We start from the raw sequence: 25,185 nt of genomic DNA on the forward strand, positions 1-25,185 counted from the left end.
AATTTTACTGGGGAGGATATTATGAAACGAAACCAGCGTTATGAAACGAGATTAGAAAAGCGAAAGCAAAATCGTTTTTTAAACATAGCAATCGGATTGGTCTTTTTACTGATTGTTGTTGTGGCGTTTAATCTTTTCTCTGGTGATGATGAAAACGAAACCGCATCAACAACTGAAACAGAACAGACTGCTGAAAAAAACGAATCCAATGATAATCGTTCAATAGAGATGGAAACAGATGATTCTAATAGCAGTTCAGAACAGAAAAACGAAGATTCAGCGAATAAAGAGGATACAGAGAAAGAAGCAGAACAAGAAGAAGAAACAGAATCTGAAGAGCCTGAAGTAGGCGGTCCTGAAGGGCCATGGGAACCGATTGGTACTTCTCAGACGGAGCCTCACCAAAAGTCTTACGATGATCAATCTCAAGACTGGCAAGAAATGATTCAAGCCCTGTCCTATGCAACAAATATCCCTCAAGACCAGATGACCATCTTTTGGCTGGGTAATGGAGGGGGGCCTGACCTTTCAAAAGGAACGGTTCAATCCAAAGTTGATGGAGCTAAATATGATGTGGTTTTACAATGGATACCAGAGAAAGGCTGGCAGCCAACAAGTGTAACGCCAGTACAATAAGACAATAGACAATCTACTTATGAGTAGGTTGTCTTTTTTTCATGCTCTAAAATAAATAACTCCCTTTTCTAAGATCATACATTTGAAAATTTTTTGAAATTATGATAATTTGGAACCTGTAACATCTTAATTCATAGTATATTGATAGGAATTATATATTTTAAAATGTGGAGTGGGAAAAATGGGACGAGAATTTATTGAGCTTTTTGACGAGTGGTCTTCATCTTATGACGAAACGGTCTCTGGAGATGATCAGGAATACAAAGAGGTCTTTCATAAATACGATGAAATTCTGGAAAAGGTCGTAAGTAAATCAGGCAGTATTATTTTAGAATTTGGGGTTGGTACTGGTAATTTAAGCGAGAAACTTCTCTCTAGAGGGAAAACGGTGTTTGGTATCGAACCATCAAAAGGAATGCGTGAAAAAGCGTTAAAGAGAAATCCAGATCTTACTTTGCATGATGGGGATTTTTTATCATTTCCAAAATTTGATCAGGAGATCGACACGATCGTAAGCACATATGCTTTCCACCATTTAACAGACGCTGAAAAAGATGCAGCGGTCAGACAATATAGCCAGCTGCTCAAAAAAGATGGTAAAATTGTCTTTGCAGATACCGCTTATCTTCACGAAGACGATAAGAAAGAGCGTCATGAAAAAGTGAAATCCCAAGGCTACCTTAACTTATTAAAGGATTTACAAACGGAATACTATACAACCCTAGGCGTGCTAGAAGATATCTTTAAGAAATATGATTTTGACGTTTCGTTTGAAAAACTTAATGAGTATGTCTGGCTCATGGAAGCGGTAAAAAAATAGACATTGGAGAATAAGATGAAAAGAATTGGAATTATTGGTGCAATGGAAGAAGAAGTTGTTCTTTTAAGAGAGCAGCTGACAGAATTAGAAGAGAAGAAGATCGCAGGCTGTGAATTTTATTCAGGCTTCTTAAACAATCAAGAGGTTGTACTGCTAAAATCCGGAATCGGTAAAGTAAATGCTGCGATCGGAACAACATTGTTAATTCAAATGTATCAACCAGATGCTATCTTAAACACGGGTTCTGCTGGCGGTTTTCACTCAGGCTTAAATGTAGGGGATGTTGTGATTTCCACTGATGTTCGCCATCATGATGTGGATGCTACTATTTTTGGCTATGAATATGGCCAAGTGCCACAGATGCCCGCTAATTACCTGCCAGATGAAAAGCTTGTAGAGGTTGCTGTAAAAGCAGGGGAGAACGTTCAAAATATCCAGGTGGCTAAAGGACTTATCGCTTCTGGAGATTCGTTTATGAGTGATCACGAAAGGGTAGAAGACATCAGAAGCAAGTTCCCAACTTTATATGCAGCAGAAATGGAAGCTGCGGCGATTGCGCAAACATGCTATCAATTCTCCGTTCCTTTTGTCATAATCCGTTCTTTATCGGATATTGCTGGAAAGGATGCACGTGTATCATATGATCAATTTCTAAAAAAGGCTTCAAAGAATTCAGCAGAACTAGTACAACAAATCGTAGAGGAGCTGAAAAAGTTATGACAAAGAAAATGAATGTTGAAAGTTTTAACCTTGACCATACGAAAGTAGTTGCACCATATATTCGTTTAGCGGGCACTACAACAGGTGCGAATGGAGACGTTATCCATAAGTATGACATCCGTTTCTGCCAGCCGAACAAAGATCATATGCCTATGGAAGGTCTTCATTCCATTGAACATCTGATGGCAGAGAATATTCGCAACCATCATTCAACTGTTGTGGATATCAGTCCAATGGGTTGTCAGACTGGCTTCTATCTATCTGTTATCAATCATGATAACTATGATGAAATCCTAGAAGTGCTTGAAAAGACACTTCACGATGTATTAGAAGCAACTGAAGTTCCAGCTTGTAACGAAGTCCAATGCGGATGGGCAGCGAACCATAGTCTTGAAGGTGCCAAAGAGATCGCACGCAAGATGCTGGCAAAAAGAGATGAGTGGCATATTGTTTTTTCAGAATAGAGGACGATTTAAATGAAATTTTATAAAAACGTGCACGATTTAATAGGCAATACCCCTCTGATGGAACTCACTCAATTTTCTCTGCCAGAAGGGGTGCGTCTTTTCGCAAAATTAGAGTTCATGAACCCAGGCGGTAGCGTGAAAGATCGCCTTGGGATGGAACTCTTGGAAAGTGCTTTGAGGAATGGTGAGCTTGTTCAAGGCGGAACGATAATTGAACCTACAGCAGGAAATACTGGCATCGGTCTTGCCCTTGCTGCGATCAATAAAGGAATCAATGTCTGCTTTGTTATTCCTGAAAAGTTTAGTATTGAAAAACAAGAGCTTATGAAGGCATTAGGAGCAAAGATCGTTCATACGCCAACTTCTGAGGGTATCAAAGGTGCGATTAAAAAGACGAAAGAACTCTTAAATGAGATTCCAAATTCTTTTTCACCCTCTCAATTCTCGAATCCAGACAACCCAAACACCTACTATAAAACATTAGGACCTGAGATCTGGAATGACCTTGATGGGAATGTCGATGTATTTGTAGCTGGAGCGGGGACAGGCGGAACGTTTATGGGAACCGCACGTTACTTAAAAGAAATGAATCACAATGTAAAAACGGTCATCGTTGAGCCAGAAGGGTCTATCTTAAACGGCGGAGAGTCTGGTCCTCATAAGACTGAGGGAATTGGAATGGAGTTTTTGCCTGACTATATGGACCCATCCTATTTTAACAGCATTCATACGGTTACAGATATGGATGCTTTTAAGCGGGTAGCCGAACTTGCGAGGAAAGAAGGCCTGCTCGTTGGAAGTTCATCAGGTGCAGCACTTCATGCTGCACTGATCGAGGCACGAGAAGCCAAAGCAGGACAAAACATTGTAACAATATTTGCTGACAGCTCTGAGCGATATTTAAGCAAGAAAATTTATGAAGGAGGCATCTGATATGAAACGAAAGACAAAACTTATCCACGGAGGCATACCTTCTGATAAAACAACAGGAGCCGTTTCCTTTCCTATCTATCAAGTAAGCACGTATAAGCAAGAAGATGTGGGTGTTCACAGTGGGTTTGAATACTCCAGAACAGGAAACCCAACACGTCATGCACTGGAAGAATTGATCAAAGATCTAGAAGGCGGAAAGCGCGGGTTCGCGTTTGGATCTGGTATGGCGGCCATTACAGCCGTTATGATGCTTTTTGATTCGGGAGATCACGTCATTTTAACAGATGATGTATACGGCGGAACGTACCGTGTAATGTCTAAGGTATTAAATCGCCTCGGTATCGAATCGACATTTGTGGATACAACAGATATTGAGCAGATTGAAGCGGCACTGAAACCGAACACAAAGGCTGTTTATGTTGAAACTCCAACAAATCCATTGTTAAAAGTTACTGATATTGAAGCTGTCGCTGCATGGGCAAAAACAAAAAACCTTTTATTTATGGTAGATAACACGTTTAATACACCATATTGGCAAAATCCAATCGAACTTGGAGCAGATATTGTGCTGCATTCAGCAACTAAATATATTGGCGGCCATAGTGATGTGGTAGCAGGTCTAGTGGTTGTAAACGATGAAAAGCTAGGGGAAGATCTGCATTTCGTTCAAAATTCCACGGGCGGCGTTTTAGGACCACAAGATTCATGGCTTTTAATCCGTGGAATTAAAACGCTTGGACTACGTATGGAGGCTCATGAAAGCAACACGAAAAAAATTGTTGAGTTTTTAAAAGAACATCCAGCGGTCGAGAAAATTTATTATCCTGGACTTGAAGATCATCCACAGCATGAAATTGCCAAGAAACAAGCGGGCGGTTTTGGCGGAATGGTATCTTTTGATGTTGGCAGTGAGGAAAATGCGAATGCTGTACTGAAAAAGGTAAAATATTTTACTTTAGCTGAAAGTTTAGGAGCAGTAGAGAGTCTTATTTCAGTTCCTGCAAGAATGACGCATGCTTCGATTCCAGTTGAACGCAGAGCGGAACTTGGAATTACAGATGGATTAGTCCGTATCTCGGTTGGGATTGAGGATGCAGAAGATCTGATCGAAGACTTGAGGAACGCTTTACAATAAATGATTGAAGAACAAGTGCTGATATCAGTACTTGTTCTTTTTTCTCTCACGATTTAGACATACTTTTTTCACGTTTTTGTCAAAAACTGCTTGGCGAGTCGCTGGCTTACCTATGTTATCCTTTTAATAGAGGTTAGGAGGTAGACTTGCTATGAAAAACAAAGTTGAACAATTACAGAAAAAAATGGCTGACTACCAGCGTTTTGGTTTTATTTTGTTGTCTGTTAGCACGTTCTTTTATTTAGGGTTAGTACTTCCTGTTGAAGATAAGAACTTAATCCAATCCATTACATTAGGTATTGCTTCTTTAACGTGTTTAGGATTCACTGCCCTAATGTACAATGTGGTTAGAAAATGCAAAACACAATTACAAGAATTAAGTGAATAAACGATAAATTTAATTTCACATACCGTTCCTGAAAAAGGGGCGGTATTTTTGTTTTTATGGATTAAAAAATGGGGTATGGATACTGAACAGCCTAAACAGGTCATACTAAGTTTTAACAATCATTCGAAAGAAAGAAGTGGATTTATTGGGTATCATATGGGCACTTATTACAGCAGTTTGCTGGGGAAGTATTGTGTTAGTGAGCGAGAAGCTCGGAGGTGACTTTCACAGTCAAACGTTTGGGATGACATTAGGAGCATTATTATTTTCGGTCGTTGCTTTCTTTATCGTTCAACCTGATCTAAACATGGCCGTTTTTGCTATTGGCATTGTTTCAGGTATCTTTTGGGTGATCGGACAGCGAAACCAATTTGCGAGTGTTGATTATCTAGGTGTATCGAAAATCGTACCTTTATCAACGGGAATGCAGTTATTCGGAACAACTCTTTTTGGAGTTATCGTCTTTCATGAGTGGAAAACGACTACTGAAATTATCATCGGATTAATTGCGATCTGCGCCATTATAGCGGGTGCACTATTAACTTCGAGAAGAAGTGAACAAGGCGACCAAAAGGACAAACAGAACTTTAAAAAAGGGATTACCTTTCTTTTAATTTCTACAGTTGGATATGTTACATATGTTGTGATCATCAGATGGTTCGAAGTGAATGGATGGCAGGCTATTTTGCCGCAAGCCGTAGGAATGTTCTTAGGGGCTTTGGTATTATCGCTTAAACATAAGCCTTTTAATAGATATTCAGTAAGAAATATACTAACAGGGCTCATATGGAGCACTGGAAATCTAACACTCTTGCTTTCGTTGCCTTTAATCGGAATAGCGACAAGCTTCTCACTCTCACAAACAGGTATCATTATCTCGACTTTGGGCGGGATTTTTATCTTAGGTGAAAAACGAAGCAGGAAAGAAATCATATGGGTGATCTCAGGCTGTGTCCTGATCATAATCGGCGGGGTCATGTTAGGATTTACGAAATTATAAGGAGATGAAGATATGTATCCAGATCTTAACGGAAAAACGGTTGTCATTACAGGTGCAGCTACAGGTATAGGAAAGGCTTGTGCGATCCGTTTTGGCCAGGAGAAAGCGAACGTAGTCATCAATTATCATTCTGATAAACAAGTTAAGGAAACAGAAGAAATGATTCATGAAATAAAGAAAAACGGAGGAAATGCAATTGCAGTTCAAGGAGATGTAACGAAAGAAGAGGATATCAGACAATTAATTATAAAAGCGGCAGAAGCGTTTGGTTCACTCGACATCATGATCAATAATGCCGGAATAGAAAATGAGGTTCCATCACACGAACTGTCGTTAGAAGATTGGAATAAAGTGATCTCTACGAACTTAACAGGGCAATTTTTAGGATGCCGTGAAGCGATTGACTACTTTTTAGCAAATAATATTCAAGGCGCTGTTATCAACATGTCTAGCGTTCATGAGATTATACCTTGGCCGCATTTTGTACATTATGCTGCAAGTAAAGGTGGAATAAAGCTCATGACTCAAACGTTAGCATTGGAATACGCACCAAAGAATATTAGAATCAATAGTATCGCACCAGGTGCGATCAACACACCGATCAATGCAGAAAAATTTGCGGATCCGAAGCAAAAAGAAGGGGTTCTTAAACTTATTCCTATGGGGTATATTGGAGAACCTGAAGAAATAGCAGCAACAGCAGTATGGCTTGCTTCCAATCAAGCGAGTTATGTGACGGGCTTAACATTGATCGCTGATGGCGGTATGACCCTCTATCCGGGATTCCAAGCAGGAAAAGGTTAAAAAAAGTTGTCCTCCCTTGCAGGGGGACAACTTTATGTTTATAAAAGAATTCCGGTGAGGGTACCAATACAAAGCAAGACGCCAAAAGACAAATGAAGAAGTGCAGTAAGACCAAGTACTTGGTTTAATTGTTTAGCTTCCCAAGTTGATACTGCGATCTTGAGACCTTTTATAGCCAAGGGAAGTGTGATTGCAGCAATAAGACTCCACGATGGCAGTATGTTCAACAAAACAAGAGCAGTTAAACTCACATAAGTTCCAATCATTAAAATGTAAAACTCAACTCTTGATGCTTTTCTTCCGATTAAACCAGCAACGGTTGTTTTGCCGATCTGCTTATCTGTTTCAAAATCCCGCAGGTTATTCGCATGAAGAATGGCCATAACTAAAAGCGCATTTGGGATAGCTGCTAAAAAGATTTCATTGTTTATACTTAATGTTTGGGTATAGAAAGAACCTACAACAGCTAGAATACCTAACGTACTTCCAGATGCGACTTCACCTAGACCGTTATAAGCAAGTGCGTAACGGGTAGCCGTGTAAAAATATCCTACTAAAAGTGAAGGTATACCGATAAAAAGTACGACAGGACCTGTTAGAGCAGTTAAAATAAGTCCAACGATGATACTAAGGCTAAAGAAAATAAGTCCTGTCACATAAACTTGGCGCGGAGTCATTTCTTTCCGGTCGATTACTCCTGATGGACTTAACGACCCTGGGATATCCGCTCCCTTCACATGGTCGAAGTAATCATTTACAAGGTTCGTCCCGCATTGTAAAAACAATGCACCAAGAAGTGTTAATATGAAAGCAGTCCAATGGATGTTTGTCCATTGCAGCGCAAGGATGGTACCAAATAGTACAGGTATGATGGAAGCTGTAAGTGAAATAGGCCGTACTGAAGCATAGATGACCTTAGGATGTATCATTTTGTTTCCCCCTTATAAGAATTATTATAGCAAAAGTTTGTGAAAGTAAGTATTGGTTTTATAGGTATTAAAGCCTAATAGGGGGTAGAAAAACACAAATGTTCTGTCCGCTAATTCATCCTTGGGAACACGAATAATATATAAGCTTGTTTTAAATCCTGGAATCCCTGACACCATTGGTGTCAGGGATTTTCTTTTATTCTAACTCTTTTTGATCACCAGAATTTTAGACTAACAGTTTTTTTGTGGAGATTCAAATCGACCAAGGTAAGCTTCTTGTAAAGGCAGGTGAGATGGGCAATTAATCTGGAATGTAACCTTTTTCCACCAAGTAATTGATAACCTGATCAACAGATTCGGTTATCGATTGTTTATCGGATTCGATAATTATTTCCGGCTGTTTTGGTTCTTCATATGGAGACGATATACCTGTGAAACCAGGAATTTCCCCAGCTTTCGCTTTTTTATAAAGTCCTTTTGGGTCGCGCTTTTTACACTCATCAAGGGAACATTTTATATATACCTCAATAAATTCTTCTCCTTCAAGGAGACTTCTAGCCATTTTTCGATCTTCACGAAAAGGGGAGATAAAAGCCGTAATCACAATCATGCCTGCGTCTACAAAGAGTTTTGAGATTTCTCCGATTCTCCGAATATTTTCTTTTCGATCTCCCGGACTAAAACCTAGATCTTGATTGATTCCATGACGAATATTGTCTCCATCCAATAAATAAGTCCTCAAGCCTTTCTCATAAAGGCACTTTTCAACTGCGTTTGCTATCGTAGATTTACCTGCACCAGAAAGACCAGTGAACCAAAGTACTGCACTTTTATGATGGTTTAATTTTCTTCTATCATCTTTCGTCACAGCAGTATGATGCCAAATAATGTTGATATGAGGTCCCACTATTTTTATCTCCTCTTTATTTATTTTGTAAAGACATTTTCATTCCTTTAATCAGCACGTCCGCGACTTCAGGTCGACTAAATTCAGGAGGCGGTGCCTCTCCATTCTTCAGCATTTCCCTTACTTTTGTGCCGGAAAGAATAACCCGGTCCTTGGCACCATGCGGGCATGTTTTTGTTGAAGCCATATTTCCGCATTTCCTGCAAAAAAAGCTGTGTTCAAAGAATAAGGGGATAATTCCTAATTCTTCTTTGGTAAAATGATTAAAAATAAGTTGGGAATCGTAAGTTCCATAGTAATTGCCGACTCCAGCATGATCCCTGCCGACAATAAAATGTGTACAACCATAGTTTTTTCGTACCATGGCATGAAAGACTGCTTCTCTTGGACCTGCGTAACGCATTGCTGCAGGAAACACCACAAGAAGTACTCGTTCTTTTGGATAATAATTTTTAAGTAAGACTTGGTAACTTTCCATCCGAATATCTGCAGGAATGTCATCTGCTTTTGTTTCGCCGACAAGAGGATTAAGCAGTAGTCCATCAACAATTTCCAGAGCTGATTTTTGAATGTATTCATGTGCACGATGAACCGGATTCCGTGTTTGAAAGCCGACAATTGTATTCCAGCCTAGCATCTTAAAGGATTTCCTCGTTTCGGCTGGATCTTGGTAAAAATCAATAAATTTCTTCTTTGGTGGGCGTGTTACAAGTGTAATGGGTCCTGCAATGTAAATTTCAGGCCGTTCCCAGAGCTTTTTTACACCAGGGTGAGCGAGGTCTGTTGTTTGAAATATTTTCTCAGCTTCCACTTTTTTATCAGGACGATATTTTTCTTCTACTGTCAAAATTCCGTATACAGTTCCTTTATGAACAAGTTTTATTTTCTCTCCTTCGATTAGAGAAGAGGCTTTACATTCTGAGACTGGTAGCGTGATTGGAATACTCCATACGTGACCACTGCATAGCCTCATTTCATTTAATACACAGAGGTAATCTTTTTCTCCAAGAAAGCCTGTAATCGGACTGTAGGCACCAATTGCAATTAATTCAAGATCGGATAAAGCGTAAAGATCCAGTTCGATTTCGTTTTCAATCGCTGAAAAATCATAGTCTGTGTTCACCCGGTTAACCAATGTCCCTCCATGAGGCTCAATCATGATAACAGCACTCCTTATTTGTTTGGTGAATTCAGGTGCAGACCGCACTCTGTTTTAATCAACCCGGTCCATCGACCTGAGCGTAGATCACTGCCATCTATAACAGGCCGTGTACAATGCTTGCAACCAATGCTTGGGTATCCTTGTTTGTGCAAAGAATTGTATGGCAATTGGTGCAGCATGATATAGTCCCATACTTCTTCCCAGCTCCAATGAATAAGCGGACAGATTTTAATTGATAAAAATCGATCATCTTTATTAATAAATTGCGTGTTTGCGCGGGTCGGTGATTGATCCTTCCTTAAACCGGTCATCCATGCTTTTTTACTGGATAAAACATCCCCCAGCGGTTTTATTTTTCGAATATTGCAGCATAAATCCGGATTCATCTTCCATAATGCTTCCCCGTGTTTAGCTGTTTGCTCATCCAGCGAAAGTGATGGTTGAATGAATTCAATACGGAGAGCGGGATATTTTTGTTTCACGCGTTCAATTAACTCATACGTTTCATTAAAATGAAGGTTTGTATCAAGAAATATAACGTTTGCATCAGGCTTTACTTTGCTTATTAAGTCAAGGAGGACAATCCCTTCTGCGCCAAAACTGCAGGCATAGACTAATTCACTTTTAAAGGTTTGAAAAGCCCATTTAATAATATCTAATGCTTCACTTCCTTCGAGAGTGTTATTTATTCTTGCGTAGTCATTCTCCATAAGATTTTTGTAAGAAAGTTCAGTCATATTCACCCCTCCTTTTTTTATTAGTAATACTGGGTAATTATTCTCGGTTTTAATTATATTAAGGGTACATTCCTTAGGTTCCACCATAAGCTTGTAAGCTTCATAATAGATATTAGATTCGGACCATTAATAAGGCAGGATAAAAAAATGCTAGGGGAACAAAAAATCGAAGCGGATAGATACCTCTTCGATTTTTCTTCATTTTCAGGCTATAAAAGTTTGAAACCACTGAAGAGAATTACCAGTGCGACAGCGGCACGAAGTGGTTTTGTCTTTACTTTGGCAGACAAAGTACTACCAATTATTACACCTGGTATCGAGCCTGTCAGCAGGTTTATTACAAGTGGATAATCAATATTGCCGGCGGATAAATAGAGCATGCCAGCCACTGTAACTAACAAAAATGCATGTGCAATGTCTGTACCAACCAACTCCGAGCCCTTTAATTGGTACATGTAAAGCATCGCGACTGCAAACAAAGAGCCAGATCCAATGGAAGTAAGCCCTACAATAAACCCCAATAATATACCGATCAAAATAGTAAGTCCTTTTTTTTGCTTAATAGGTTTTAATTGAAAACGGTTTGGCCTTAACTTATTATCGAAAAATATGCGAGCAATGATCGATAAGGAAACTAAAATCAGAACATACCCGAGTGCATTTTTTATGATTTGATCTTGATTTAGAAAACTGTCATCAAAGTGATTCAGCAGGCCGATAGCTATAGCGGCACTAGGAATACTGCCGATAGCAAGGTATTTCACTAATTTGAAATTAATCGTCTTTTGTCTCCAATGCTGAATGGCGCCAAAAAATTTAGTAATCGAATTGTAAACGAGATCAGTACCTACTGCAATTGACGGATTAATTCCTGCAACAATCAAAATAGGAGTCAAAAGAGCAGCTCCTCCTACCCCTGTTAAACCTACCAAAAAACCAACGAAAAACCCCATTATTATCATATCTATACTCATCATTCCCAACTCACTTACTTTTGTTTTTAATTATCTTGTGCGGTTTTCTTTTACCAAAAGGGAGAATCAAGATTGGAACATAAAGTTGCTCACTTCAGGGGATTACAGTATTGATACTATGCCTAATCATTGAAATGGGTGTATACATACACGGGGTGATGGAAAAAGGGGGGAGAAATTGATAAGAAAGGGAAGTATGCCTTAGTGATATGGCACTTGCATTGGTTTTGTATTTTTTATGCTTTATATAGCCACTATAAGTACTATTAAGGATTTTAATACGACGGACGTCTACTTCCTGAAAGGAGTTTTTAATTTTGATATTCTTACAACCAGAGTTTTGCAATTCACAAGGAGAAATCATAAATATTGTTGACACCAATGGGAAAGCTGTAGGGTACATTGCCTACATGTATAAAGGTGAAAATGACCTTTATATCATGGGTCAGTTGGATAATGAAGGAGAAAAGCAGAATTTTATTGATGTTACATCAAGATTTATAGACGGTCTAAAAAAATCTATACTTGGAAACGGGGAGAAAGAGCCGAATTTATTTCTCCATCTTGGCGGAGAGGCAATTGGTATGGATAACGGAGAAGAAGAAAACAGTTAACATAGATAGAGATAGAACCTCTTTAAACGGTTATGCATACGATGTTTCGTAGACAAATACCCATAGGGAGGGACTATTTTGTGAAGTATCCTCAAAACGACTGGCATCCACATCTTATTGATCCATCAGGAGAAAGGGCAAATAGATCTGAAGAACTCGGTTTAACGATGTTAATTGATAAAGGAATAAGTATAGGTTTATTTGAAGAACTCCTGCAGCTTGCAGGTCAATATATTGATTATATAAAACTCGGTTTTGGAACAACCATGCTGTATCCAATGGAACTATTACAAAAAAAAATTCGGTTGGCCAAAAAAGCGAATGTAATCTTATATCCTGGTGGAACATTATTTGAAATCGCCTCTCATAAGGGTTTAATAAAAGAGTATTTCTATTTTTTGAAAAAAGTTGGGTTTGATCATGTTGAAATTTCAGACGGTACGATCGATATGCCTTCAAGCAAACGGCGGAAGTGTATTCTCGAGGCTGTTAATCAAGGGTTTACTGTCATAACCGAACACGGTAAAAAAGCAACCGGCAGTCAAATTGAAGTGAAAGAATTAAAACGGACTCTTTATTCCGATCTTGAATGTGGTGCTTCTTATATGATTGTGGAAGGAAGGGAATCGGGTGAAGATGTGGGCATCTATAATAGCAAAGGAATAATTGATAAAGAATTTCTTCATGATATCGAAAAAATGATTCCCAAGCATATGAGAAACTATCTAATATGGGAAGCTCCGCAAAAACAACAACAAAACGATTTAATTCATTTTTGGGGAAGAAACGTAAATTTGGGGAATATCCATTTTGAAGACGCCTTTAATCTTGAATGCTTAAGAAGGGGGCTGAGATTCGATACTTTCTTAACAGACAGACCCGGACCTATTTTACAGACTGATTAATTAGTTATGAAAACTGGAGGAGAAGTGCACTCCAGTTTTTTTAATGATATACGGTCCCATCCCATCGATAATTATCCAATTTGTCCTTATCCAGCAATGCTCCTATGCCAATCGCATCTGGTATTGTTACCGTACCGTTAGTAGGCTTAACCGAAAGAAGTGAAGTAAACGGATTTTCCATAACATCCCATTCAACAGGCTCGATATTGTCATTATCCATTTTACTCCATGGAGGCAGGCAGGCTTGGGCTAATAGAGCATATAGTCTTGAAAGTGGCCCGTCAAATGTATGAGGGGAGCTCTGTATGCCAAAAGCCCGGGATAGATGAATAGTTTCTCGATATCCATCTATCCCATCTTCATGCATTACATCAGGCTGAAGAATATCAACTATCCCACCTTTTAATAGAGGAAGAAATTGAGCGGTTGATTTTAGATTTTCTCCCCCTGCGACCCGAATTGACAATTTGGTACGTAATAGTCTGTAGTCTTCCAACCGGTCCATCGGTATTGGTTCCTCGATCCATAACATATTTGGCCACTCTCTAAAATAACGATCCCATTCACGTGCTGTTGCAGCATCATAACTTTGATTCGCATCAAGTGCAAGTTGAATTTTTTCTTCCAACATGCTCTGGACTGATTGGATGTGAGCCAAATCCACCTGCAGTCTTTTTCCGCCAATTTTAACCTTTATCTTACTAAATCCTCCACATATCGCTTGCTCAATTAATTTCAAAGAATGGTTTATCCAGTCTTCCTTTTGCGTATATGATTGAAACGAAGCATAGACGGGAATCGAATCTCTCAGCTTTCCTCCCCATAGATCGCAAACTGAAAGCCCTGCTGATTTTGCAACAATTTCTGTAAGTGCCATGCTAATTCCATAGGCCGACCTTTTGTTCCATTTTTTTACAGTGGTTACAATCTGATTCCTGTCTGTCGCTTTTTTACCTAGCAGATAGGGAATGATACGATCATGAAACCCCTTTTCTAGCGTTGGCAGCCAATCGGCACATTCTCCCCATCCTTCTATTCCAGAATCTGTCGTAATTTTAAATAAAAAACACGATCGATATTTTTTATATCCGTTGGCATCACCATATGGAACAGGAAGTTTATACAGCAATGGAAAAGTTTCTACATTTTTAATTTTCAAATGAGTTGCCTGCCTTTCTTTCATTTACACAAACATAGATGGTAAGAACCACATTTTCATGTATTTATGTAAGGGACAATCGAATGAAAGATCCAAAAGTATATAGGACCCATTCCTTATGAGTAAATTTTTTTTATGCAATCAAGATTAGGTTGTGAAAAAAGTTAGCATGTATTCATTGTTTTGAATCAAAAAATGAGTTAAAGGAAAAGGTAATTAAGAAAATGAAATTTAATTGGGAGGAAGTAAAATGAAAAAACAGGGAACTGTTGCCATGATTGCTATAGCTTTTATACCAATGGTAATGGTACTAGGAAATTCTATGCTGGTCCCGGTACTTCCCACCATGAAAACAAAATTGGATTTATCTCAATTTCAAGTAAGCCTAATCATAACGGTGTTTTCTCTTGCAGCAGGTTTGATCATTCCTTTAGTTGGATATTTATCTGATCGATTTGGTCGTAAGTGGATCATTGTTGGTTCACTTGTGATTTATGGAATCGGGGGAATCGTCTCAGGATTATCAGCTTGGTTAATGGATAATTCCTACATGATGATTCTATTGGGACGTATCATTCAAGGAATTGGAGCAGCGGGTACGGCACCGATTGCTATGGCTCTGATCGGCGATTTATATTCAGGGGCGCAAGAAAGTAAAGCCCTTGGTATCATCGAGTCTTCCAACGGTGTAGGAAAGATTTTATCGCCGATTATTGGATCTGCCATCGCTCTTATTACGTGGTTTGCGGTATTTTTCACCTTTCCAATTCTTTGTTTTGCAACGGCTATCTTTATTTGGTTTGGTGTAAAGGAAAAGAAAAAAGAGAAAGGAAAAGCTCTTCCTGAATATCTAGGGGCTTTGAAGCAGATATTCATAGATAAAGGGAGATGGCTGATTCCAGCATTTTTTGTAGGTTCGGTAGGCTTGTTTATTCTTTTTGGTGTTTTATTTTATATGTCAGATATTTTGGAACAGAGATTTAAAATTGACGGTATTATTAAAGGGTGTATCCTAGCCATTCCATTATTGGGAATGGTGGTCACAGCTTATATTACCGGTTCTAAAATAAAACAGAACAAACCATTAATCCGAAAGTTAATGGTCATAGGATTATTAATTTTAACAGGGTCAATGATCGTTGTATCTTTCTTTCAACAAATATATCTTTTGATTGGTCTTTTAACGTTGGGGAGTGTCGGAACAGGTCTATTGCTGCCTTGTTTAAACACGATGATTACTGGAGCCGTTGAAAAAGCAGAAAGAGGTATGATCACCTCTTTATATGGAAGTGTTCGTTTTCTTGGTGTAGCTTTCGGACCGCCTCTCTTTAGTTGGTTAATGAGCATTTCACATAAGACAGTTTTTTTAACCATGGCTGGTTTAAGCTTGGTCACCTTAATTTTAGCCTTTATTTTAATTAGACCAGAAAAGAGTAATGGAAGTGAAACAGAAAGTAAGCAACAATTGGGAACTTTATTTAAAAAAAGAGAGAAAGTGCCAACTTCATGAGACTAGAAAATTTTTGATACTATATAAATTATTTTCATTAACAAAGCGGTAATTGCGGCTGCCATTAGAGGGCCGACCGGAATTCCACGTAAAAAGACAATCCCGATGATGGAACCGACTACGAGTCCGACAACCATATGGGGTTCAACACGAAGCATTTCCAATCCTTTCCCGTTCATATAAGTAGCAAGCGCTCCTCCTGCCAGGGCGACAGCTCCTGAAAGTGTAGTAAGGAGGAGTAATATATCTTTCCCGCTAATCTTTCCGCTTGCAAATGGTACTAAGACAGAAATTGTTAAAAACAAAAGGCCTAGTTCTAATCCACGCCGTTCCAGCATTGGAAAGAAACGTTCCAGTGAAGACAATTTCAACACCATCAAGAAGCTGGCAGCTGTGGCAATTATCGGTGAGCGGCCGACTAAACCTATGATAATTAGAATTACAAGTGATAATTCACCTGAAGACATATTCAATGATATTCAACCCCTGTCCAATTTCTACTCTAAAGGTTTATGTGTCCGATAAAGAAAGTATTCTATTTCCTTTCAATATAGGAACAATTTGAGATATGTCTGTCTGGCCGCAATATCGAATATCTTCTTCAAACTGGTTCTGAAGCAGCCTTTTACCGGTAGTGGTTGTAAAAAGGAGTTGAGGCAATTTTTTTGCAAGCTGAAGAAAGCTGGCTTCCATTGCATCTGAAAAATCACAGGTTATGATGGAAGATGCCTGTTTTTTTACTAAATGAACCATCATGCCGGCCGCAAGTCCATCCTCAAAAGAAAATTCATTTCGTGTCCCTGCACAATAAATTGTAATATCACTATTATGAACCAATGCTTCTTTTATACAAGCGGATGCATTGAGAAAACAACCAATTAACAGCCTGTCTGCTTGAGCTGCTTTTTTCATTGCCTGAGTACCATTTGTAGTTAATAAAACAAGATGTTTTCCTGTATGTTTTTTTGTCTTAAGAATTGTAGGTGAATTATTGTAGTCGAATCCTTCAATTTTTTTACAATGCCATTCCCCCGCTAAAATAGTATTTAAAGAGCGTAAAGCAAGTGCCTCCTCGGCTTTCTTAACAGGAATAATGGATTTGAAGCCGGAGTCTAAAGCTGTAACAATTGTACTTGATGCTCTTAGTACATCAATTACGATCACCGTCCGACCTTTTACATGTTCAGGTTTGATCTCTCCAACTGTTGATATCGTTTTAACTTGCATACGCAAATTCCTCTCCTTTAAAACTCTTAAGGTTAAGAACTAATGTTTACATACTCTACAAAAATTTGGACGTGCAAGTCCTTTTTAGAATATATTCGGTTGTAACTATTTAAAACCCTCATTTTAGTTCTCGAAGAAATATGATAAAAAATTCAGTCCTACAAGAGGATTTGTTAAACCTTGATAGATATTTTAAAAATTATTGAATGGATAGGGATTGATGAATGCTTTTAAGCATTTTGTTTAGAATACTAAATATTAAATAAAAAAAATGTAGGTGTAATTATGCCAGGGAAAGAGTTTTTAACAACATCTGATATAAATGTTATTGTTACAGCGATTCTGATCGGAACTTTCGCCCGCATCATAACGTTAAAGGAAGATTTCCGCCAGTATCCCAGTTATCCAAATGGCTATTTAATTCATTTGATAACAGGATTTGTAGCTGCTTCTTTAGGAGCAGTAGCACTTCCAGCACTGTTAAGTAAAAACTTTATAGCAGTGACTTTTTTAACTTTAGCTATTCAACAATTCCGGGATGTTCGAAAAATGGAAAAAGAAAGTTTGATTGACTTAGAAGAAACTGAATTTACATACAGAGGAAAGGCTTATATTGATGGCATCTCTAAAACATTTGAAGCAAGAAATTATTTTTCATTAGTAGTAGCCCTAGTTACATCTATAACTATCAAGTTAGTTCCTGTAAAAGGGTGGTTGGACATAATAATAGGGATTGCAGTTGGTCTTTTGCTGCTGTTTTTATTAGTCAGAATATCAAAAGGAAAAACAATTGGTGATATTGCCCAAGTTAAAGCTGGTAAAATTGAAGTTAAGGGATCTGAACTGTTTGTAGAAGGAATGTTTATTACCAATCAATTAGGAAGTGACCTAGCGCAAAAGCTATTTAAAGATGAAGGAATGGCGGTTGTCATTTATCCAAATGAAGACCATTTTCGCATCAACCTTGAAAACTATGGCCAACGCCAAGCAGCTCTTTTTGAAGCAACTAGATCGTTGGGTTTAAAACGTTTTCATTATACAAGGAGAGATTTTGAAGATGGGAAGGTAGTCGTTGCTCTTGTCCCAATAAAAAAGGATATGGATGCTCTCATCGAAGTTGTTAAAAAATGTCCTTTACTCGAAAGTGTCAAAAAGCCAAATTCCGTCATGAAAACAAACTTGAGAGGAAGATAAAAAATGGGAAGAGAGTCAAAGGTAAGTCCAAAATATGACATTCTAGCTGTAGTTACGCTTAATAAGGATCGTGTTCTTTCCGGAAAACCTCTTACATTATTAGCCCAGAACGAAGAGGAGCAAAAGGAAATGACAGATGATATTGCAAAAGCATTAAAAGCGGAAATTGTCAGAATGAAAACAAATGACTTTCTTATTATTAGAGAATAAGCGGAAATGGATCGTACACATATATAATTCTGAAAAAATCACTATTTTTAGAAATAGGCGCTGATTTTAGGAAACAAACTAATAAAACATGCATATCCTTTTAAAGGTTAAAATATTTCTTTACAATACTTGGCAATTTGTGTATGATTTGCTAAGGATAGTAAAAACAAAAAAGGAGGTTGAACAAAATGACTATGACTATGATTAATATTTCTAAAAAGAATAGAAGTGTACGTTCGACCGCCCTCAGGAGCTTTGTGTCTATTTAAATTTGTTTAAGAGACACCGTAGGTCGAATACCTGCGGTTTTATTATGTCTTTTTTTAACACCGCAGGATTTGTTCTGCGGTGTTTTTTATATATAACCTAAAGGAGGAGATAGAAATGATAATGGTTGGAATTACACTGCTTACTTGGCTTTTAACGGAGAAAGACTCGACCTAAGGAAAAAATAAATTGAATTGAGGAGTGAATCAACATATGTTTACACTGCATTTGTTTTTTGTAACCATAACCTTTTCTATAAAGAAAAACACGAGGTCAGAAGAGTTTTATGCCTATGACGAGGAAGTAAAGTCCCTTTATGATCGTGCTAAAGAAAAGGCTGCATATAATTTAACATCAATGTAATAAGATAGACAAAGAGCGCCTTCCTTAAAAATGGAAAGGCGCTTTTATCTTAAACAGGACGGAAGAAAATATGAGAGGTTATCTGTTATAGGATTACCAATCCTATACCCGAACGCACTCGGCTGTCCATTAATTATAAACGTACCAGTCATTCTATGGCCTTCAAGAACCCCAAGCCTAGACTCGAATTTCATCTTAGGGAGCGGTACATGCTTTTGATAAACACTTACATAGTTATCGTACGTGGTGTTTTGGTCTTGATCGAGTAAGCTGCCAGTCTCATCATAGATACGAACGGTATCACCTTCACGTCCAAAGACAGGTTTTTGAACAAACTTTTCTTTCTTTTTTAAAAAAAGATCGGGCTCCAGATAGGTTGGAAGGAAATACTGTGCGATCCATTCATGTTCTTCTTTTGTGAAAAATGGAGATTCTTCTTCGTGAAGGCCCCAGATCACAGCAAGAACTGCTTTACTTTGTAATAAGAATGCTGAAGGTGGATTGATAACCGCCAGTTTATTTTGGATTACAAGCTGAGTGAGCTGAAGTCCAATTTCTTCATTTGTATTTTTGTCTCGATCTTGAATGAGAAGTTCAATGGGAAACGTCTGTCTGTATAAAACATCAATCCTGTCACCTTCCAGGTCGAACAGTCCTTCATCCTTCTTAATCACTAACTGATCCAAAGGTATAAATTGAGAAGGAAATCCAGAAAGTCTCTTTAAATATAGAACCGTTTCTTTATCCTCTATATTTTCCTCATGAGCTGTAAAAACAATATTAGGTGCATGTGAGGTTTTTAAGTGGCGATAAGCCGCTAATATAGCAGATCGAACAGCTTGTTGCAGCTGATTTTCCCTACCTTCGTTCGGATCTTTAAACCCAAAGTATTTACTGATCAGCCCATTTACTTTAAAACATTCATAAATAAAGGTAGGAGTATCACTATTAAACTCCATTATTTTGTGTCCATCTGGAGTTTCTACAGAATCGATTCTCCCGATCACGGTTTTAGCTAAGGGTGTTTGTAACCGAAGAAAGGGAAACAATGAATCAGGAAAACCTAGTAGTCTTAATGTGTCATCTTCTATATTTTTTGACTGTAAAAGAGTAGCTGTCTTAAAAAGAATATGGCCAGCTTTTTCCCCAAGTCTTTTAATTTCCTCGGGTACAGCTTGAGGAATTGAAAAGGGTTTAAACAGCGCATACTCCTGACCATACATGTCTGCCCAAAATTCAGGGAACTGCTCATAAAATTTTTGTCTTTCCTCTTTATAATCCACAATAACTTTCCTCCGAACATACAAACATAGCGGTAAACTGGTATTATAAACATAACAAAGAATAAAAGGAATGAAAATAATGGAACTTACATATTACATAGAAAAAAACGAAAGTTATGAACCGTTTTTAACGTATAAGATTCCTGAGAACATGCACAACGATGAAAAGTACGCGAGGCAGCTCTGTGAATTTTTAGTTTCAGGTCAAAAGGAATACGAGCTCCAATCAAACGAAATGAAGGGTAGCGAAGAGATTTTAATCGTAAAAGAAATCGGCCCCATAAGACGTTTTACAGAAGAACCAAGTTACAAAGGAAGAGGAATATTTTTAGAATTTAGAAAGTACAACGAAACGGGGGACATGCCGCTTTTACATGTTCAAGCCTTAAATAATCACTGGGATGTCATAAGATACTTATTAAAGGATGTAGTTGATATTCCACGTCAAGGACAATATATTAGGGATTCAGCAGAGATCGACGAAGACCGTGCAGTTTATGTCATGTATGTAGGTGAAAAAATATAAAGCATGCGGCAGCCGCCGCATGCTTTTTTAATAAGTTAGACACTGAGCGATAACCCAGCCGACTGAAACACTTAATAACAAAACTAAAAGTCCAACCGCTTTATTATCTGCATCAATTGCTTTAGATATACTTGAACGAATCGCTAAATGTTCAGCAACAAACAAAGCAACGATTTGAGCAATGATACCAACTGATCCCCATATCAGTAGATCAACTATGCTCAATGAATTCGCAATGGCAGATCCAATGACAAAAGCAAGACCGAATAGTCTTCCACCAAGTGAAAGCGCAGCTGCAGAGTTCCCTTTGCTGATTAATTGAAGTTCTTTTGTTTTTGTTGTTAACTCAAAAATGATAAAGCCGACAAATAATAATCCAAGGCCCGTAGCTGCATAAAGGGCAAAATTAAGAAATAATTCCATCTCGACAACTCCTCATGATTTATCCACCAAATCCTTTGCTTCCACCAAAACCAGATCCACCGCCTTTAAAACTTGAACTGTTTTTGTAGGACTTATAAGCTGAACTCTTTAACAAGCTGCTTTTTCCCTTGAAAAATGAGCCACCAAAAAAATAATAACCAAAATAGCGAGAGTTTGTATCATCACATTCATATACTCCGTCATCTTCATCCCATTCCCAATCTTGGCACTCAGAATCAGTAGGTTCCGGCGGAAGTTCTTCCGCTTGATCATTACAGCCAGATAGCATCATGGCAACAGATGCAGAGGAAACCCCAGCGATTAGCTTCTTTGTTTTATTCACGTCTTCACCTCATTCCAAGCCTAATTATAGTATGTATAATACTGCAGTTAAACCATTTATTTCTAGTACGTTAGAAAAAATAAAAAGGTTTCGTCTCATTTTGGATGTACAGACACACCCAAGCCCAGCTCCGCATAAAGATAAGGGAGTAGAGAATGTCTTGGAGGTGCTGTTATGTCATTAGTAGGTGTGTTGGCCTATTTCTTTAAAGAAGTCATGCTGTTTGTGTCATATGTTAAGAACAATGCCTTTCCCCAGCCCCTGTCTGAAAATGAAGAGAAGCAGTACTTAAAAGATATGGCAGACGGAGACGAACATGCAAGAGCCATGTTGATTGAGCATAACTTAAGACTTGTAGCGCATATCGTTAAGAAATTCGAAAATACTGGTGAAGATACCGAGGACTTAATATCAATCGGGACCATTGGATTGATCAAGGCGATCGAGAGCTATTCTAGAGGAAAAGGAACTAAACTTGCGACATATGCCGCGCGCTGTATTGAGAATGAAATATTGATGCATCTTCGTGCATTAAAGAAAACGAAAAAAGATGTTTCCCTTCATGACCCCATCGGAACAGATAAAGAAGGAAATGAAATCACGTTGATTGATGTGCTAAAAGCCGAAACAGAAGATGTCGTGGATGCGATCCAATTAAAGATGCAGAAAAAGAAGATCTATGATTACATCCACGTACTAGATGACCGTGAAAAAGAAGTGATTGTAGGGCGCTTTGGCTTAGACCTTCAAAAGGAGAAAACACAACGAGAGATCGCTAAACAGCTGGGCATATCAAGAAGTTATGTTTCACGCATTGAAAAAAGAGCACTTATGAAGCTGTTTCATGAATTTTACAGAAGCCGGCAGCAGAGTGAGCGGTAGAAGTTTAAAGTTTAAGCCTCTTCTAGGTGACTTTGGAAGAGGTTTTTGCTATAGATGCATTGAATTCTTTTTGAAAAAAACACGTACGAAATCAAAAAAATAAATCACATAAAAAAAGTCTTTAATCATATAAAAATCTAATGTAATCAAGTAAAAATAGGGTATGATCACATAATTCTTGTCCTTCTGCGGTTTTTTGTCCACTCTATATAGGCCACTTAAATGATTGGTAACAATTACAGTCTTTTTATTTTTTTTATCGGGCAAACTAAAATAAAAAAGGAGTTAAGAACATGGCAAGAAGAAAACGACAGCCGATCGTTCCAGAAGCAAGAGAAGGACTCGATCGTTTAAAAGCAAAAGTTATGAGGGAAGCAGGGTATAAGGTGTCGGACCAATCTCCAGATGATGTTAAATATGAAGTTGCCAAAGATATGGGTGTATCATTAGAAAAAGGCTATAACGGAAAAATCACTTCAGTTGATGCTGGAAAAGTAGGCGGTCAAATAGGTGGGAGAATGGTAAAAGAATTGATCCAGCAGGCAAAAGCTAATCTTGGTAAACAGGTTCGTTAAGAAAAAAAACACAAACGTGTTTAAATACACAAAACAGGGAATAGAATAGGTAAAAAAACCAGGAGGCGTTGATATGCAAGAAGCCGTATTGTATGGATCATTCGTTGTCATGCTAGCCTATTTTATTTATGCTGCAATAGCTGAATAGTACTCACGTACAAACTCTCCAAGCAGGAGAGTTTTTTAATGGAAAATAAATTACATAAAAATAAACTTCATAGTCGATTTTTGCGTGAATATTTTTTATAATAAGAAAAGAATGGAAATATGTACATAATAGGGGGAGAAATATGCTATTACAAGATTTAAGGCAAACATGGGAACTTGATTCCGTTTTTCCTGGCGGAAGCGAGTCCAAAGAGTTGTTGGCAGAGATTAAATGGGCGGAAGAGGAAGTTAAGGTCTTGGCTAAGAAAGCAGAACAATTTACTTTTTCTAATGAAAATTTCTTAAACCTTATTGGAGAACTTCAGAATTTTTCTGAGAGATTATCTACTGCCGGTTCTTTTGTAGGCTGTTTGATCGCACAAGATGTTAAAGACAAGAAAGCGATGGCACTTCGCGGAAGATTGGAATCTGTTTATGCAGCATTTTCTAATGTTGGTTCTTTAATCGATCAACAACTCATGGAAATTTCAGAAGATACTTGGAACGAACTCATCAGTCTTCCTGAGTATCAGCACATTTCGTTCTCCTTAAACGAAAGAAGAACGAATGCAAAAGAGAAGCTTGGCATCTCAGAGGAATCTTTAATAAATGATCTAGCTGTTGATGGATACCATGCATGGTCTACTCTCTATGATCTTGTTGTAGGAAGAATCAATATTAAAGTAGAAATCGATGGCAAAGAAGAAGAACTATCAGTTGGCCAGGCAGAAAACAAGTTCTCAAATCCTGATCGTCAAATAAGAAAAGATACGTTCAAAAAGTTTGTGGAAGCATGGGATCACGAGGGAGAGTTTTGTGCGGCTTCTCTTAATCACATCGCAGGCTTTAGGAATGAAATCTATAAGCATAGAGGTTGGAAAGAAACCCTGAAAGAGCCACTTGCGATTAACCGAATGAAGGAAGAGACACTTACAGCAATGTGGGATGCAATCTCTTCTCAAAAAGATATTTTCGTTAAATATCTTGATCGAAAAGCGAAACTTTTAGGTCTAGAAAAATTAAGCTGGTTTGATGTAGATGCTCCGCTATCTTCAGCAAACAGCAAGATGAGCTACGATGAGTCAGCTCAATTCATCGTTGAACAGTTCCGTACACTAGCGCCTAAGATGGCTGAGTTCTCTGAAAAGGCCTTTTTGGATGGATGGATTGAAGCAGAAGATCGTTCCGGTAAGCGACCAGGCGGATTCTGTACGGGGTTTCCTACTAAAAAAGAAACACGCATCTTTATGACGTTCTCTGGAACACCAAGTAACGTATCAACCCTTGCCCATGAGTTAGGTCATGCGTTCCATTCGGATGTATTAAAAGAAATGCCATATTATGCAACGAATTACGCCATGAACGTGGCCGAAACAGCTTCAACATTCGCTGAAATGATCGTTGCCGATGCAGCAGTATCAAATGCAAAAACAAAAGAAGAAAAGATTGCGCTGCTAGAAGATAAAGCACAAAGATCTGTAGCGTTCTTTATGAACATCCATGCTCGCTTCTTATTTGAAACAAGAATGTATGAAGAAAGAAAAACAGGCCAATTATCCGTAGAACGGTTATGCGAATTGATGGAAGAAGCACAAAAAGAGGCATTCAACGGTGCTCTTGATGAATATCACCCATATTTCTGGGCGTCTAAACTCCATTTCTATATTACAGATGTTCCGTTTTATAACTTCCCATACACATTCGGATACTTATTCTCAGCAGGTATCTATGCAAAAGCAAAAGAAGAAGGCCCTTCCTTTGAAGAAAAATATATTGCACTTCTTCAAGACACAGGAAAGATGGAAGTAGAAGAGCTTGCGCAAAAGCATTTAGGTATTGATATTACAAAACAGGATTTCTGGCTAAAAGGCATTGAATTAGCTGCAGCCGACGTAGAAGAATTCTTAGAGCTTACTGAAGAATAGAAAAAAGAAACCGCAGTGAT

The 25,185-nt window shown here is 38.2% G+C and carries 30 protein-coding genes; 19 read left to right on the plus strand and 11 right to left on the minus strand.

The genetic code is table 11. The features are described 5' to 3' along the window. The first annotated feature begins 21 nt into the window (after nucleotides 1-21). From IEV52_RS06975 to IEV52_RS07015, 9 genes are all read left to right on the plus strand, one after another. Nucleotides 22-636, plus strand: a complete 615-nt coding sequence (locus IEV52_RS06975) for a YrrS family protein (RefSeq protein WP_188401749.1) — start codon at nucleotides 22-24, stop codon at nucleotides 634-636. A 181-nt stretch (nucleotides 637-817) separates the two neighbouring features. After that, nucleotides 818-1,456, plus strand: coding sequence for a class I SAM-dependent methyltransferase (locus tag IEV52_RS06980; protein ID WP_188401750.1), 639 nt, complete (start codon nucleotides 818-820; stop codon nucleotides 1,454-1,456). A 15-nt stretch (nucleotides 1,457-1,471) separates the two neighbouring features. Beyond that, nucleotides 1,472-2,176: a 5'-methylthioadenosine/S-adenosylhomocysteine nucleosidase gene (mtnN, locus tag IEV52_RS06985; protein WP_188401751.1), complete on the plus strand. Its 705-nt coding sequence runs from the start codon at nucleotides 1,472-1,474 to the stop codon at nucleotides 2,174-2,176. After that, on the plus strand, nucleotides 2,173-2,640 hold the full coding sequence (locus IEV52_RS06990; RefSeq protein WP_188401752.1) for an S-ribosylhomocysteine lyase: 468 nt from the start codon (nucleotides 2,173-2,175) through the stop codon (nucleotides 2,638-2,640). Before mtnN ends, IEV52_RS06990 begins: the two co-directional genes overlap by 4 nt. Nucleotides 2,641-2,652: 12 nt before the next feature. Continuing rightward, on the plus strand, nucleotides 2,653-3,576 hold the full coding sequence (locus IEV52_RS06995) for a PLP-dependent cysteine synthase family protein (protein ID WP_188401753.1): 924 nt from the start codon (nucleotides 2,653-2,655) through the stop codon (nucleotides 3,574-3,576). A gap of 1 nt (nucleotide 3,577) precedes the next feature. Further along, on the plus strand, nucleotides 3,578-4,711 hold the full coding sequence (locus tag IEV52_RS07000; RefSeq protein WP_188401754.1) for a bifunctional cystathionine gamma-lyase/homocysteine desulfhydrase: 1,134 nt from the start codon (nucleotides 3,578-3,580) through the stop codon (nucleotides 4,709-4,711). 151 nt (nucleotides 4,712-4,862) lie between these two features. Further along, nucleotides 4,863-5,099, plus strand: a complete 237-nt coding sequence (locus IEV52_RS07005) for a YrhC family protein (protein ID WP_188401755.1) — start codon at nucleotides 4,863-4,865, stop codon at nucleotides 5,097-5,099. Between the two features lie 145 nt (nucleotides 5,100-5,244). Then, a complete protein-coding gene (locus tag IEV52_RS07010) occupies nucleotides 5,245-6,099 on the plus strand; it encodes a GRP family sugar transporter (protein WP_188401756.1) in 855 nt (284 codons plus the stop codon). A 12-nt stretch (nucleotides 6,100-6,111) separates the two neighbouring features. Then, the gene (locus tag IEV52_RS07015) at nucleotides 6,112-6,903 is read left to right on the plus strand and encodes a glucose-1-dehydrogenase (RefSeq protein WP_188401757.1); all 792 of its coding nucleotides are present in this window, start codon (nucleotides 6,112-6,114) and stop codon (nucleotides 6,901-6,903) included. Nucleotides 6,904-6,941: 38 nt separating this feature from the next. On the opposite strand, the gene menA is transcribed toward IEV52_RS07015, so the two are convergent. From menA to IEV52_RS07040, 5 genes are all read right to left on the minus strand, one after another. After that, on the minus strand, nucleotides 6,942-7,832 hold the full coding sequence (gene menA / locus IEV52_RS07020; RefSeq protein ID WP_188401758.1) for a 1,4-dihydroxy-2-naphthoate octaprenyltransferase: 891 nt from the start codon (nucleotides 7,830-7,832) through the stop codon (nucleotides 6,942-6,944). 301 nt (nucleotides 7,833-8,133) lie between these two features. Then, on the minus strand, nucleotides 8,134-8,739 hold the full coding sequence (cysC, locus tag IEV52_RS07025) for an adenylyl-sulfate kinase (protein ID WP_188401759.1): 606 nt from the start codon (nucleotides 8,737-8,739) through the stop codon (nucleotides 8,134-8,136). A 16-nt stretch (nucleotides 8,740-8,755) separates the two neighbouring features. Then, entirely contained in the window at nucleotides 8,756-9,898 is a 1,143-nt protein-coding gene (sat, locus tag IEV52_RS07030) for a sulfate adenylyltransferase (protein WP_188401760.1), read from the minus strand. Nucleotides 9,899-9,912: 14 nt separating this feature from the next. After that, nucleotides 9,913-10,638, minus strand: coding sequence for a phosphoadenylyl-sulfate reductase (locus IEV52_RS07035; RefSeq protein ID WP_188401761.1), 726 nt, complete (start codon nucleotides 10,636-10,638; stop codon nucleotides 9,913-9,915). 209 nt (nucleotides 10,639-10,847) lie between these two features. Continuing rightward, the gene (locus IEV52_RS07040; RefSeq protein ID WP_188401762.1) at nucleotides 10,848-11,612 is read right to left on the minus strand and encodes a sulfite exporter TauE/SafE family protein; all 765 of its coding nucleotides are present in this window, start codon (nucleotides 11,610-11,612) and stop codon (nucleotides 10,848-10,850) included. A gap of 317 nt (nucleotides 11,613-11,929) precedes the next feature. Between IEV52_RS07040 and IEV52_RS07045 the strand changes: the two genes are divergently transcribed. Together IEV52_RS07045 and comA are read left to right on the plus strand one after the other, a co-directional pair. Further along, complete coding sequence (locus IEV52_RS07045) at nucleotides 11,930-12,226, plus strand: hypothetical protein (protein WP_188401763.1); 297 nt, start codon at nucleotides 11,930-11,932, stop codon at nucleotides 12,224-12,226. A 41-nt stretch (nucleotides 12,227-12,267) separates the two neighbouring features. Then, complete coding sequence (gene comA, locus IEV52_RS07050) at nucleotides 12,268-13,131, plus strand: phosphosulfolactate synthase (RefSeq protein ID WP_268234757.1); 864 nt, start codon at nucleotides 12,268-12,270, stop codon at nucleotides 13,129-13,131. Between the two features lie 40 nt (nucleotides 13,132-13,171). Here the strand turns inward: comA and IEV52_RS07055 are convergent, their stop codons facing one another. After that, a complete protein-coding gene (locus IEV52_RS07055; RefSeq protein ID WP_188402280.1) occupies nucleotides 13,172-14,290 on the minus strand; it encodes a mandelate racemase/muconate lactonizing enzyme family protein in 1,119 nt (372 codons plus the stop codon). A 250-nt stretch (nucleotides 14,291-14,540) separates the two neighbouring features. Between IEV52_RS07055 and IEV52_RS07060 the strand changes: the two genes are divergently transcribed. Then, nucleotides 14,541-15,800: an MFS transporter gene (locus IEV52_RS07060; protein ID WP_188401765.1), complete on the plus strand. Its 1,260-nt coding sequence runs from the start codon at nucleotides 14,541-14,543 to the stop codon at nucleotides 15,798-15,800. Between the two features lie 2 nt (nucleotides 15,801-15,802). Here the strand turns inward: IEV52_RS07060 and IEV52_RS07065 are convergent, their stop codons facing one another. Both IEV52_RS07065 and IEV52_RS07070 read right to left on the minus strand, forming a co-directional pair. Next, nucleotides 15,803-16,267, minus strand: coding sequence for a DUF441 domain-containing protein (locus IEV52_RS07065; RefSeq protein WP_188402281.1), 465 nt, complete (start codon nucleotides 16,265-16,267; stop codon nucleotides 15,803-15,805). Between the two features lie 43 nt (nucleotides 16,268-16,310). Continuing rightward, on the minus strand, nucleotides 16,311-17,027 hold the full coding sequence (locus IEV52_RS07070; RefSeq protein WP_188401766.1) for a 2-phosphosulfolactate phosphatase: 717 nt from the start codon (nucleotides 17,025-17,027) through the stop codon (nucleotides 16,311-16,313). A 285-nt stretch (nucleotides 17,028-17,312) separates the two neighbouring features. Between IEV52_RS07070 and IEV52_RS07075 the strand changes: the two genes are divergently transcribed. From IEV52_RS07075 to IEV52_RS07085, 3 genes are all read left to right on the plus strand, one after another. After that, complete coding sequence (locus IEV52_RS07075) at nucleotides 17,313-18,221, plus strand: YIEGIA family protein (protein ID WP_188401767.1); 909 nt, start codon at nucleotides 17,313-17,315, stop codon at nucleotides 18,219-18,221. 3 nt (nucleotides 18,222-18,224) lie between these two features. Then, the gene (locus IEV52_RS07080; RefSeq protein ID WP_188401768.1) at nucleotides 18,225-18,431 is read left to right on the plus strand and encodes a capping complex subunit for YIEGIA; all 207 of its coding nucleotides are present in this window, start codon (nucleotides 18,225-18,227) and stop codon (nucleotides 18,429-18,431) included. 468 nt (nucleotides 18,432-18,899) lie between these two features. Next, nucleotides 18,900-19,061, plus strand: a complete 162-nt coding sequence (locus IEV52_RS07085; RefSeq protein WP_188401769.1) for a YrzI family small protein — start codon at nucleotides 18,900-18,902, stop codon at nucleotides 19,059-19,061. Between the two features lie 44 nt (nucleotides 19,062-19,105). On the opposite strand, the gene IEV52_RS07090 is transcribed toward IEV52_RS07085, so the two are convergent. Beyond that, nucleotides 19,106-20,344, minus strand: a complete 1,239-nt coding sequence (locus tag IEV52_RS07090; RefSeq protein WP_229754209.1) for a glutathionylspermidine synthase family protein — start codon at nucleotides 20,342-20,344, stop codon at nucleotides 19,106-19,108. Nucleotides 20,345-20,423: 79 nt separating this feature from the next. Here IEV52_RS07090 and IEV52_RS07095 point away from each other — a divergent pair, with 79 nt between their 5' ends. After that, nucleotides 20,424-20,870 (plus strand): RNA helicase, encoded by a 447-nt coding sequence (locus IEV52_RS07095; RefSeq protein WP_229754210.1) that lies wholly within the window; start codon nucleotides 20,424-20,426, stop codon nucleotides 20,868-20,870. A gap of 27 nt (nucleotides 20,871-20,897) precedes the next feature. On the opposite strand, the gene IEV52_RS07100 is transcribed toward IEV52_RS07095, so the two are convergent. Then, a complete protein-coding gene (locus tag IEV52_RS07100; RefSeq protein WP_188401770.1) occupies nucleotides 20,898-21,293 on the minus strand; it encodes a DUF350 domain-containing protein in 396 nt (131 codons plus the stop codon). A gap of 19 nt (nucleotides 21,294-21,312) precedes the next feature. Beyond that, nucleotides 21,313-21,636 (minus strand): aminotransferase yhxA, encoded by a 324-nt coding sequence (locus IEV52_RS07105; RefSeq protein WP_188401771.1) that lies wholly within the window; start codon nucleotides 21,634-21,636, stop codon nucleotides 21,313-21,315. 174 nt (nucleotides 21,637-21,810) lie between these two features. On the opposite strand from IEV52_RS07105, the gene sigK reads away from it, so the two are divergent. The 3 genes from sigK (at nucleotide 21,811) to IEV52_RS07120 (ending at nucleotide 25,165) form a co-directional block, all read left to right on the plus strand. Further along, a complete protein-coding gene (gene sigK / locus IEV52_RS07110) occupies nucleotides 21,811-22,518 on the plus strand; it encodes an RNA polymerase sporulation sigma factor SigK (RefSeq protein WP_188401772.1) in 708 nt (235 codons plus the stop codon). A 293-nt stretch (nucleotides 22,519-22,811) separates the two neighbouring features. Beyond that, nucleotides 22,812-23,093 (plus strand): alpha/beta-type small acid-soluble spore protein, encoded by a 282-nt coding sequence (locus IEV52_RS07115; RefSeq protein ID WP_188401773.1) that lies wholly within the window; start codon nucleotides 22,812-22,814, stop codon nucleotides 23,091-23,093. A 290-nt stretch (nucleotides 23,094-23,383) separates the two neighbouring features. After that, a complete protein-coding gene (locus IEV52_RS07120; RefSeq protein WP_188401774.1) occupies nucleotides 23,384-25,165 on the plus strand; it encodes a M3 family oligoendopeptidase in 1,782 nt (593 codons plus the stop codon). Nucleotides 25,166-25,185: the final 20 nt, after the last annotated feature.

It is taken from the genome of Fictibacillus barbaricus, assembly GCF_014635025.1.
Lineage (GTDB): Bacteria > Bacillota > Bacilli > Bacillales > Fictibacillaceae > Fictibacillus > Fictibacillus barbaricus.